Source organism: Chryseobacterium sp. (assembly GCF_019236175.1).
Taxonomy (GTDB): domain Bacteria; phylum Bacteroidota; class Bacteroidia; order Flavobacteriales; family Weeksellaceae; genus Chryseobacterium.
Genome location: NZ_JAFAJM010000024.1, coordinates 319,163 through 332,263, shown reverse-complemented (window position 1 = coordinate 332,263; position 13,101 = coordinate 319,163). Strand labels below are relative to the sequence as shown.

At 37.8% G+C, this 13,101-nt stretch carries 7 protein-coding genes; all 7 read right to left on the bottom strand.

The genetic code is table 11. The features are described from left to right. Positions 1-2: 2 nt before the first annotated feature. The gene (locus JO178_RS21410; protein ID WP_291940371.1) at positions 3-2,150 is read right to left on the bottom strand and encodes a hypothetical protein; all 2,148 of its coding nucleotides are present in this window, start codon (positions 2,148-2,150) and stop codon (positions 3-5) included. Positions 2,151-2,481: 331 nt separating this feature from the next. Further along, positions 2,482-2,988, bottom strand: a complete 507-nt coding sequence (locus tag JO178_RS21405) for a M15 family metallopeptidase (protein WP_291940368.1) — start codon at positions 2,986-2,988, stop codon at positions 2,482-2,484. A 352-nt stretch (positions 2,989-3,340) separates the two neighbouring features. Next, positions 3,341-4,798, bottom strand: coding sequence for a hypothetical protein (locus JO178_RS21400; RefSeq protein WP_291940367.1), 1,458 nt, complete (start codon positions 4,796-4,798; stop codon positions 3,341-3,343). 122 nt (positions 4,799-4,920) lie between these two features. After that, complete coding sequence (locus JO178_RS21395; RefSeq protein ID WP_291940366.1) at positions 4,921-5,682, bottom strand: LytTR family DNA-binding domain-containing protein; 762 nt, start codon at positions 5,680-5,682, stop codon at positions 4,921-4,923. Between the two features lie 74 nt (positions 5,683-5,756). Continuing rightward, positions 5,757-7,079 carry a RagB/SusD family nutrient uptake outer membrane protein gene (locus JO178_RS21390; RefSeq protein ID WP_291940363.1) on the bottom strand — a complete coding sequence of 441 codons (1,323 nt, stop codon included), beginning with the start codon at positions 7,077-7,079 and terminating at the stop codon, positions 5,757-5,759. Positions 7,080-7,091: 12 nt separating this feature from the next. Further along, positions 7,092-10,430 (bottom strand): SusC/RagA family TonB-linked outer membrane protein, encoded by a 3,339-nt coding sequence (locus tag JO178_RS21385; RefSeq protein ID WP_291940362.1) that lies wholly within the window; start codon positions 10,428-10,430, stop codon positions 7,092-7,094. Positions 10,431-10,436: 6 nt separating this feature from the next. After that, positions 10,437-13,001 carry a zinc-dependent metalloprotease gene (locus tag JO178_RS21380; protein ID WP_291940360.1) on the bottom strand — a complete coding sequence of 855 codons (2,565 nt, stop codon included), beginning with the start codon at positions 12,999-13,001 and terminating at the stop codon, positions 10,437-10,439. Positions 13,002-13,101 lie beyond the last annotated feature (100 nt).

Here is a 13,101-nt window from a genome sequence, read left to right as displayed (position 1 = left end):
ATTTACTCATCCAGAACTGTTTCTTCCGGAACTGTCCCCCATTCATACTCAGAAAACTCCTTAGAACAAAGAAAGTTGAGTCTGTCGCCATAGATCAACACTTCGTTAGCAGGAAATGATACACCTAATCCTTGAGCACTATCATAGGAAACTCCAAGAGAATATTTATAATATCCTATATTATGAATATCAGCTCTTACATTTGGAGCAACAATCTTTAAAAAGTATCTTACATTGGCTGAATTTTGAGGAACGGCACTCATAATGTTTTGAAATTCTGTATGAGTAACACCTATCGAAAAAAACGCACGTTCATCTCTTTTATCTTTTTTAATATTCAAAACTTTAAATGCAACATCCCCTTCTGTTTCAGTAATTTCCCTATGATAGATAGAAAAATTACTGTTACCAAAAATCAAAAACTTCAGATAATCATCCTTATCATTATGTTTTACAGTAAAACTATTAACAGATCCGAAAGCACTTAAAACATCATTTGCATTGACAGTGTCTAGGTTATCTTTCTTTTTACCCAATAGTAGTACTTTTCTCTTTTCTGTAACATTCCCAGCCTCTTCTTTTTTTCCATTGTAGAATATTAACTGATTCTGAATAATAGAATGGTATTGTGTATTAGAGTAATCACTTAAATTAATTGCGGCATTACGGTAATATGAAATTTTAGAAAAATCATCGGTATCTGTTCCGCTAAATCGGCTTCTGACATTGATAACGGGATACAGTTCTTTTATGTAGTCGTAATGAATATACTGAGTATTCTGATTGTTTGCATAGGTCACGTTGGCTCCCAGATACATAAGTCTGTTAATGGAAGCAATACCTGATATTTCAAATTCAACTGGCAACGTGTAATCCAACTGAACATTTGTGGCGAAATTGATATAGTCCCCTTCAACAGCAAAATTGTTCTTTTTATTTTTCCCTTTCTGCTTTCCGACTTCGATAAAAAATAAATTCCCCCGGTAATTCTTGTCATGCAATAAGCTCAGAAAATACTTGGTATAAGAGCTTGCATCAAAAATTTTCACTGGCCAGGTTTCTGTTTCAAAAGTTTGAGTCTGCAAACTATTCTCATCATCACCTATTTTAATATTAAGCCCGGTTGGGGTTTTATAGTTCCCATAATAATTATAAGAGCGTTGTCTGTTACTTTGTATATAAAGATAAAAAGTATTGCTCGTTTTAAAATCTTTGATTAAATTATAGATGGCATCTTTATCTTTAATCGAAGTATTCGGAGCCGTATAAATTTTCCCTTTTGTTTCCGCATGCATTCCGTAGAAGGCCGCAATATCCATAAAATTGGCTGCGGACTCTTTTAAAAGTTTCTTTTCAAACACAGTTGAAGCCGTAGCCGGATCTAAGACATGGTCTGCCAGTCTGGCAAATCCCAGGTTCAGCTGGAACGGATTGGGATCATTTTCCAGGGAGTAATCTCCTTCATCCAAAACAACATCAATTCCCAGTTGTCCGGTGGCATTGCCTAAATGTGTTCCGCGAGGGATGATGGGTAAATCGTATGCTTCTTTTGCGTTTTCATTTCCATTTTCAATTTGTGCCGCTTTAAAAAAATAATCATCGATTAAATCTGTTGTCTTCTGCTGCTGATTAAACGGTATATTCGGATCTGAACTTGGATACCCAATATATTCTGCTAAAAAAGGAGGAACGGTAACATTGAGTTTCTGGTAAAATTCAGTAAAATCTTTTCTGACTAATGTTACAAATTCTGAAAGGGCTCCAGTTGAAACCACTTTTCCGTCTGGAGTAAAAAAGCTGTTCTTATTAAGTCCCCTGTAAATAAAATATTTAATTGAAAGCCCTTTAATCGGTTGAGAAAAAGGTTTTAAAATTAGATTTACCTTATTGGGATCTGCACTATTGGGTTGGATAAGGACAAATCCCTGACAGGCAGCAAATACACTTCCTGTATAGGAAATTTTAGATGTAGTTCTGAATGTTGAATTTTCTCCCTGTCCTATAATCCCAAATTTATTAGCTGGTGTTTGAGTGTAACCAGTATTGACATCAATAAAAAAGGAAGATGAAGGCATCAAGTCCTTGCTGACATTTCTGCCAATATATTTTTTGGATACATCGGGTGTACCCTCTGCTATTTCGTATGGCATGTATATTTTTTTTGGTGTTAATAAAAGATAAGACGGTTCTGATATTCATCTTAAATAAAGACCTGAATACAGTCTGAACCCTTAAGGTCTGTGAAGGCTTTTAAGAATGATAAGCCCTGGTATTTTTTAAGTATATTTCCTTAAAATGTATGATTATTTTTTCTTCATGTATCTTAATTGCATCCATAATTTCATTATTCAGAAACTATTTTCAGGTTTTACCGTCTGTTCAATAAAAGGAGGTTTATTTTTTCCGGTAAAGACAAACCCCTTCCTGTACAATCATTCCCGTTGATTGTATTATTGATTTTCACTGTAAATAATTCCGGAATTATTGAGTGAAAACTACATATCCGTCTTTATCTTTTGGTAAATTCTGTAAGTTTCTCCAGGTCGCGTTGATCTTACGCTCTCCCTTCCAGATGAATCTGCGCTCGAAGTGCGACAGGTCTTTAAAGGTTTTCCAGTTTCCGCCCCAGTCCCAGCCGTGTTTGGCAAAGATCTTCACACATTCGTACCAGTCGGCTACTCCGTCATTATCCCAGTCTTTGGCAGTATCCCAGCTTGCCACTTTTCCGTCGATAATCAGGCAGATATCTACCGCTAATCCGTAATTATGAATGCTTTGTCCGGCTTTGGCATTGGTAACTTTTTTTCCGGCTTTTGTTCTTCCCTGTGCATAGAGTGCATCCTGTTCCCTGAAGGTTCTTAATCCCTGGGTAATCCTCAGTTTTGCTCTTCCGGTAAGGGCTTCATCACAATCTTTTACAATTTGCATGACTTCTTCCCTCACTAGCGGATGAAGCTTTTTTATTCTGTTTTCACTTGGTTTATCCATGATTTTTTTAATATTTTGTGATTGGTGTTTGATTGTAAAGCAAAGCTATTATAGTCTAACGTCAAAACCTGACGTGTTATATTTTAATAACAAAAAAGAAGTCTTATCACAAAATTCTTTGTGAAAACCCGGATAAGACATAAGATGTGATGGACAGATGAATTCCATAAAACTGATCTGTTTTTTCATCTTCATAGCGCATTGTTTTATTCTGAAACAAAAGTACCACGACAAAACGTCAAAACTTGACGCATTATTTTTTTTTGGAAATAATTATAGCGACCTAAAAAAAACCGGCAACAGAGGCTAAACTGTTGCCGGATGATTCTTTTTTTATAGTAGGGTATAAGGTTTACTTTTTACATTTGCTATAATCGGAAATAATCTGAATCAGATTGTCCTCATTTTTAAGATCCAGACTTTCTTTTCTCAGCTGATCGGAAAGGCTTTTACAATCTTTAAGATAGTCTGCCAGTTTTTCGGAAAGCTTATCATTTGATCTATTATCAAGCATTTGCCCTTTAGGCTGAATATCCGTTTTGATCACATATTTCTGAAGTTCCACGGGATCCTGAAGGAGCATGATTTTATTTTCTTTGGCAATCAATCGGTAGAAATAGGAATTGTTCCCATGCAGGCTTTCGTAATTCTGAAGTTTTTTCATGAATTCTCCTTTTACATCCAGCCCGTAATAACAGTCTTCATTTCCATTGGGAGCCACACAGAAATGAACCCCTGATTCGGCATCATATATTTTTGTAGCCATGCTTCTCATTCCGGGTAATTGCTTTTTTAAAGTGACTCTCTGTCCGAAGAGATCTGCTCCGCCTTCAGGAAGTTTCTGGCCCGTTCTTTCCGTATCCAGCATTTCAAACCAGATGGTGATGGCTCCTTCGGTTTTCTTTCCTGATTTTTCAACCAGATAGCCGGGAACATCATATAAATTAATACTACGGTTGATAGCATCATTTACTTTTGCCTGATGAAGCTCCTGATTTTTATAATATGCCTGATGTTCCAGCGTGTACCCCTGAATAAAAAGGTTGGCAACAAATTCATTCACAAAGGCATAATCTGACTGTGCATAAGGTCTTGTTGCCGTAAAAGTAAATTCGTTCTTATCGAAAGTTCTTACTCCGTAGGTTTTAATTCCCTGGGTCTGATACATGGAAGCTACTTTCACTCCATCGAGATCACTTATTTCAAGACATGGCCCGCTGTTACTAAACCCGACACAGGTATAGCTTCTGGCGTAGCCTATTATTTTGGCCGGATAGTTTCCGTTATTGATGAGAATTTCACCGTTGGATCCTAATCTTGGATTGTAAATACGTCTTATATTTTCAAGCCTGTCTTTTCTTTCGTTATCTTCGGCAATACTATTTGTTTTAGCTTTAAGGTACTTATCTGCCAAATTTTCTCTCGGCGTATCGAAGAACTTATCCACCTCAGCTTTGTTAAAGCCGTTTTCATTGAAAAGATTATATTTTACGGCTAGCTGATGGGCCACAATCCTGTCCGGTTTAAATGATGTAATTAAAACTTCATAAGGGATCTGCGTGGTTTTGCCGTCTGCAGATTTCATATCCAGATAATAGAGGAACTGATCTTTTGCCAGAGTCACTCCTTTAAGATCCGCATCAAATATTTTTTCATTGGCCAAAGTATAGAACTCGAAATGGTCTCTGTAAGGAGATTTCAGGATTCCTGCTTCTTTTTCATTGAAGACAATTTTGTCTTTTTTCAGCTGGATTTTCTGTGAGAATAACAGCCCCGACAGCAATAGGGTAACAAATAGATATATTTTCATGGTATCAATAATTCTGTAATAATTGAAATAGGAAAAATACAAAAAAAATGTATTCCGATTGAAAATATGAAAATCAATAACGGAACTGCTTTTGTATCAGAACATCTTTACCGGGGCTGGTTTTAGCTGTTCAGCCAGCCCAGACATTCCGTGATCTGTCTTTTGCTGATAAAAACCTCCGCATTTACTTCCGGCTCCGGGGAAAGTTTTAACTCTACTTTCTGACTGGAATGTTTGATGATTTCTGTAATAGATTCTTTATTAATGATAAACTTACGATTGACCTTAAAGAAAACCTGCGGATTTAATTTCTGGATAATATCTTTAATGGTATCATCATAAATATAGGTCTGATGATCTACGGTTGTAAGGAAGAGATATTTTCCTGATGCAAAGAAATAGGCAGTGCTGTGTTCGTCTATGGATTTAAGCTTATTTCCTTCTCTTACCATAAAACGTCTCATCACCTCAGCATCTCCCTGCTGCAGAGTGGATATGGATTTGAGGACGGGTTCCGGATCAAAATTATTCCGGATGGAGATAAACTTCTGTAATGCCTTATGGAGATCTTCTTCTTCAAAAGGTTTCAGAAGATAGTCTATGGTAAAATGCCTGAAAACTCTCATGGCATATTCATCAAATGCCGTAATAAAAATAACCGGGGTAAAAAGCTCCACCTGTTCAAAAATTTCCAGGCTCATTCCGTCTCCCAGATGAATATCCATAAAAATAAGATCTGCTGAATCTTTTTGGAAGAAATCAATTGCCTGTTTTTTGGAACGAAGAATGACCGTCTCTGTAACAGGGACGATACGTTGCTGATCCAATAAATTTTTCAGATAATTAACAGCCAGTAATTCATCTTCTATAATGGCAATTTTCATAACAGTGCAAAAGTACAAAAAAACCGCTAGAACGATCAAGTTCAAGCGGTTTCAGGGTGTGTTAATATGAAGTGTTACAAATTAGGATTATTTTTCCTTGCACTACGCGGATATTCTATGGTATATCTTACGTCATTTTGCTCAAGGATATAGTCCTGACCATTAATGGTATGAATGATTTTTTTCTGATTTGCTCTTCTCAGATCAAACCAGCGTTGTCCCTCTGCAGCAAATTCTCTGAATCTTTCATCAAGGATAAAATTCATGAAATCCGCAGGGTTCATTGAAGCGATATCGTTTTGTACGGTAATATATCCTTCCGGAGTATATCTGTTTTTTACAATGGTAAGCAAAGTTTCCTTAGCCTCAGGAAGTCTGTTTAATTTTAATAATGCTTCAGATTTGATGAAATACATTTCTGCGGTTCTGAAAGAAACTTTAAAATCAGAATGACCTTTTTTAATAATCTTATACCGGCTGTTATTTTTTTCAAAATAAATTCCGAATCTTTTATCTGTGGCTGTATTATATTTTGAGATCAGTTCCTGTGAAGCAAAAGTCAGCTTATTCTGTACCGTACCGTTAAATACATTTTCAAGTGCCAGAATAGATTCCGGCGAAGCATAATGGTTAGGAGGTGTATTGCTAGTATTTAAATTATTTAAGTCTCCTTTGATAGCCAGTGCCTGTTCTGAATAGCTTAATGCACTGTTCCAGTCTCCCTGATAAAGAGCTGTTCTTGCCTGAAGAGCTTTCAGTGATACTTTGGAGAACCGGTAATTAATTCCGGTCGGCTGTTGTTGTTCTATCATAAGTCCTTCTGCTTTTTCCATATCTGAATGAACCTGATCGTAGACCTGCTGTACAGAAGAAGGTTTCAAAACCTTCTCTAGATCAATTTCCAGATTGATGGGAACTCCCCTGTCTGTAGATGCTGTAGCACTGTTATAAGGCTTTCCGTACAAGTTCACCATATCCAGGTAGATATAAGCACGCAAAGCATAAGCCTCCGCCATGATCTGCTGCTTTTCAGGAGATTCTTTCATGGTTTTACTACCTTCATTAATGATCTGATTCAGATAGAAATTGATCAGATAAAAATTCACCCATGGAAATTCCATCGTTGCCGGATCAAGATTAACATCTTTCCACATTGCAATTTCACGGTATACATTGAACTCATCGGTATTTTCATCTATATTCGTCTCATCGGTACGAAGAGCCAATAAAGATTTGTGATCCGGATATTTTGCATAGGCCGAAGTAAGCACTTTTCTGTAATCTTCAACGGTGGCCGGGATCACTTTACCTTCCGGCTGAATATCTAAAAATCTATCACATCCGATACTGATAAAGCTTATTGCTGCTAACGCGATAAATGTTGTTATTTTTCTCATTTTTTTCAAGTTTTAAAAAGAAACATTAAATCCGATTGTCACAGATTTACTAATAGGCTGCGCATAAATATTTCCATAGGTTTCCGGATCGAAATATCCTTTATATCCGTTACTGAAAACAAACAGGTTACGGCCTTCAATGCTTAATCTCAGACTGTTGATTCCCATAGGACTTGTGAATGCTTTGGGAAGCGTATACCCTAAACGGATGCTGCTGATTCTCACATAGCTGATTTCTTTGGCCCAGATGTCTAATAATCCGTAGGTATTGAAGTCATTACCTGCAAACCATTTGTTGGCCATCCATCCCGGATTGCTTTCCATATCGGGACTTGTGATTCCCGGAAGTGTAGATCCGGCCTGATAGATATCTCTCGTATAATTTCTTCCCCTGTCAAGATCCATTCCGCGGTAAGATGGTGATCTCATTACGGTCTGTTTTAAATTGAAAGTAGCGGAAACGGTAAAGTCAAAATTCTTGATTTTAAAGGTATTGATAATCCCTCCCGTAAATTTCGGATCTCTGTCTCCGATATATGTGAACAGCTCTCTCATTTCTGCTGTTGAGTACTTCGATTGTACAAACATTCCCGGAAGGAAATCTGCGTACACATCATACAATTTAAAGAAATCTTCAGCTTTTACCTTTTCATTTCCTTTCCAGAACATCGGATTTCCGTTTTCATCTATTCCTGCGGTTTTCAAAGCGAAAACGGCATTCACCGGAAGGCCTTCTCTGGAAGGAAGCTGCGCATTGTCACGCGGCTGCTCACTAAGAACCCTGCTTTTATTGTGTGCAAAATTAATTGTAGTGGACCACTTGAAATTCTCTTTATCAATATTTCTGGTAGATAATGCTAATTCAAAACCTTTATTGGTAAGACTTCCCCAATTGACCATGGTATATTCGAATCCTGTCTCCAGTGGTGTTTCTTTCATACTGATCATATCAGTTCCTTTTCTGCTGTAGATATCAGCAGTAAAGTTGATTCTGTTTTTGAATAAGCCTAAATCAATACCCAGATTGACATTGGTTGTCTTTTCCCAACGCAGTTTATCATTTGGCGGGCTGATCACATTGATTACATCTTCTTTTACTCCCGGAAGAATAACCGCCGAATTGTATTCTCCGATGAAGAATGGCGATGTATTACGGTCTATATTTCCCTGAAGACCATATGATGCTCTTAATCTAAGGTTAGAAACCGCAGTAATATTCTGCATGAAATTTTCTTTCGTTACCAGCCAAGAACCTGATACCGCCCAGATCGGAAGATATTTGTATTTTTTATTCACTCCGAATAAATTGGTTCCGTCGTATCTTACACTTCCAAAAAAAGTATATTTCTGGTCATAGGTGTAAGAAGCCGTGGCAAACATAGAGGCATAAGCATTCTCTATTGGCGGCATTTCACGGTAGGTTTCATACTTTTTATTAGCTGCATCATTAGCACTTGGGAACATGATAGGAGTAGATGTTCTCGTCATTTTGTCAAAACCGAATGCTCTGGTCACCGTCGTATTATCTTCTGTTTTACGGATTTCCATTCCGGCCATTAAATCAATTTCGTGTACCGAATTGATTTTCGTACTGTATAATCCCTGCAATTTCCAGTTATATTGGAAAAAATCATTATCCCAGTTTTGTTTTACCCCTCCTGCAGGAAGGAAATAGCGGTAAGCTCCGTCTTTATAATAACGGGTTCCTTCTCTCATCTTTCTGGTAAAGTAGGTATTCTCGGCAGCATATTTCTCCGTTTTATTGATATCATACTGTATACCCAGCTGTGAAGTAAATCTCAGGCTTTTTGATACTTTATACTCTAAATCCAATATTGCCTTTAAAGAGTGATTTTTCAGAGTATAATCGGTATTTTCTCTTTCTTCAAGGAAATTAAAAGGAACGTACTGATCTGCAAAACCATCGATATCACGATCATATCTGTAACTTCCGTCCGGATTGTAAGGAGTCAGATAAGGGTTTGCATTTCTTGAGTAATTAATAGGGCTGGCTGCTGCATCAGCATCAGTCATGAATGATGAACGCTCGCTCTGGGTACCGAAAATAGAGATTCCTGCATTTAATTTGTCACTGATTTTATAGTTATTCTTCAGCGTCAGGTTATATCGTTTAAACCCTGTTCCGATTGTTGTTCCTTCTTCATCATAGTATCCAAGGGAGAAATAGTAATCCGAGCGGTCTCCTCCTCCTGAAAGGCTAAGTCCGTACTGTCTGTTGATCGCATTTCTGTACAATAGTTTTCCCCAGTCTGTATTGCTGTTTCTCAGACTGTTGATCTGCTGTTGGGACAAACCGTTAATGGCATCAAATCCTCCGTTTCTGAATGCATCAAGCTGCCCGTTTTTAGTCAGAATTCTCATTACCTCTCCTTTATCAGCCCGGTAGGTCAGATCTGCACGTTTCGCCATCATCAGCTCAAGGTCTACTTTTTCAGAAGCGTTCAAAAGGTTAAGCTTTTCAAAATCCGGACGTGCGGTAATGAAAGTATCTGCCGAGAAGTTTAATCTCATACTTCCTCTTTTTCCTTTTTTAGTGGTAATGGAAATAACCCCGTTGGCTGCTCTTGCTCCGTAGATGGCTGTTGCCGCAGCATCTTTTAAAATAGTGATATCTTCAATATCATTAGGGTTAAGTCCTGCGATAGAGAAGTTCTGAAGCTGATCAATATTATCTTTATCGCTGAAGTTCGGTACATCATTTCCTTCCAGCGGAAGACCATCAATAACCCAAAGGGGATCCTGTGGTCCGGATAAAGAGGCAGTTCCACGTATTCTGATCTTCGCAGGACCTCCCGGAGATCCTGTTTCCGGAGTAACGACCACACCGGCAATCTGACCGGATAGCATCTGATCCACACTGGCTACACCGGCCTGGTTGATATTATCCATTTTCACTGTAGCAACCGCTGAAGTTTGTTTACGTTTTTCGATTTTCTGGTATCCGGTGATAATAACTTCCTGAATCTTATTTTTGTCAGAAACCTCTCCTGCAACAGGAATCAGGTTAACATTATAATTGGTCTGCTCTTCATCAATCTGGATCAGTCTGGATTCATAACCAAGATAACTGACCAGTACTGATTTTGTATCGGCAGGAATTTCTAAAACAAATTTTCCGTTTTTATCGGTAATTGCACCAATGGAAACACTTTCAATGATTCCGTCCTGATTGGTTTTTGCAGAAACAGACTGGGTTTCAATTTTGATGGATGCTCCTGCAATTATTTGTGAGGTATTGCCGTCCTGGACTTTACCTGTGATGGTTTTCTTTTGTTGGGCCAATGCAATATTAGCAGCCAAAAGAGGTAAAAGAATTAGAGTTTTTTTCATAGCTGATTATTTATTTAAAGCCTCTTCTATACGGATAATTAAGTCCGTGTAATGTGCTCTTGAAGCATCATCTCCTTTATATCTGGTTCTGTTTAGCAGATCCAGTACCTTATGTAGTTCTGCTCTTTTATAGGTCGTCACTTCAGAAACTCTTTTCATGGATGAATAATTGATGTTTCTGAGTTTATTCTCCTCTTCATGATAATTGCAGATCAGTGGCATATTCAGGGTATTATCTGACTTTAACGCTTTCACTGCCGTTTTTTCAAATAATTTATTGACAGAAACAATCAGAGCATCTACATAGTTTTTCTGAGCCATCTTTTCAAGAATAGTAAGGCTTCCTCTTTTATTGAAAATGGCGGTTCTTACCTGATCAAATAAATTCTCTACCGTATAGATTTCTTCTTTCGAGCCTGAAACTTCATGTTTCAATTCATTTTCCAGCAGTCTCAATAATCTGTCATCCATAAACAGAGAATACATATTGGCGTACTGCATTCCTCTTGCCAAGGTGTACGGAGTCTGTTCAAATGGCCCCATTGGGGAATTTTTAACAGGATAGGTTTTTTCTGTGATCGGATTAAAGAATAACCATTCCGGAAGGTTAATTGCATTTTTAACAAGATAATCTACCGCTCTTTTCTGCGTTTCGGCAGGTACTGCTTCATAGGCCTTTTTCTTATTACCGAATACCGTATTGTTCAGATAAATACCTCCTACATTAGCCATTACATGACCGGTATACAAATCCCATTGTCCGATTACACCCAGATACAGTTTTCCTGCATCCGTATATTCTTTACCGTCTTCGTAAGTCCATTTCAGAAGATTGTCAAGAACGACCTTCAGGTTTTTCATTCCATACTCACTGGCCTTCATCGCATCATCACCCAGGTCTTCAGACTGTGAGCGGGGATCAATTGTCTCAAGAAAGTTCTGCTGCTCTCCATAAAAATACATAGGGTCATCCTCATGTTTTTCAATCAGATTTCTTAATGCCTTTTTCTCAGAGAACTCATCAGGATACCAACGATATCCCCATTCTATAGCATATTTATCGTAAATACCTATTTTGGGGGTAATAGCAGTCACCCCGTCTTCAGGCTGAGCTACGTAGTTGTATCGTGCATAATCCATGATAGAAGGAGCCGTTCCGCCCATTTTATCTGTGAATTCTTTTGAACGGAGAGACTCTACCGGAAAAGCGAAAGAAGCTCCCATATTGTGTTTTAATCCGAAGGTATGTCCTACTTCGTGAGAAGAAACGAAACGGATCGCTTCTCCCATATGTTCATCACTAAACTTATTTCCTCTTGCTTTCGGATCTATAGGACCGGTCTGAATTCTCATCCAGTCATGAAGAGAAGTCATTACATTATGCCACCAGATAATGTCGGCTTCAATAATTTCTCCGCTTCTCGGATCTACTACAGAAGGTCCCATCGCATTGGATTTAGGAGAAGCGGCATAGGTAATCACCGAATATCTTACATCATCAATATCAAAATCTTCATCTTTTTCATCCGGCATTCTGGCAACCACTGCATTTTTGAAACCTGCCTGTTCAAAGGCTACCTGCCAGTCATAGACTCCGGCAATGATTTTCTCACGCCATTGTTTAGGAGTTGCCGGATCAATATAATAAACAATCGGTTTTTTAGGTTCCACCAGCTCCCCCTTCAGATATTTTTCTTTGTCTTCATCTTTAGGTTCTAAGTTCCATCTTGTGATGAAGAACTTTTCGTCCATTTTTTGCTGCTGATCGTTAAATGACCAGTGTTTTTCACTGAAAAAACCTACCCTTGGATCCGAAATCCTCGGCTTCATCGGAGTTTTAGAAAGTAATACCAGATTGGTTGTTACACCAAGTGTTACCGGTAAATCAACACCTCCTTCATTTACAGAAGTAGACAGCTGAGATTTCACAACAAGATTCTGTGGAAATGTTTTCACTCCTTCTATATAAGAAAGGCTTGATTTCACTGATCCTCCTAATCCTACATTAGCCAGAACATCATTAAAGCTTTTTTGATTTCCGTCAAAAACTTTATTGACTTTAATCGCCACTGAGGTAGAGTCATTATTCTGAGCTTCAATATCAAAAACCTCAATAATAGATTCCGAAAAATTATCTTTTACAGATTTTGTAATAGCGTCATTTTTAGGAGAAGACACTTTAGCCTCGGAAGTTCTGACCCAGACTTTTTTGGCTGCAGCATCACGATGAAAAGAAATGATTTTATTTTCATAGTTCATTCCCTTATTCAGTCCTGCTTCATTTACCTGCATAGGTACCTGAGATAATTTGTTAACGACCAAAAACTGACGTCCCATCAGGCTGTCAGGAATTTCAAAATAAATATCCGTCTTTACCTGGATCGTATTAAAAAGACCTTTTTTATAAGTTCCTTTCTTGATCAGATCTTCAATTTTTTTTGTTTTTTTTGAAGAAATGTCTGTTTTATCAGTTTTTTCTTTTGTCGTTTTTACAGTATCTTTTTTCTGTGCAAGAACTGATGGTGAAGCCAATGCAAGTCCTAAATACAGTGCCAGTCTGTAATTCTTCATTAAAATAGTCCGATTCATTCCAAATAGTAAATATCTTAGTTTCAGTAGGCAAAGCTATAGGTAAAGAAAATCATATACTGTGTATTAGGGAGTGAGAGGT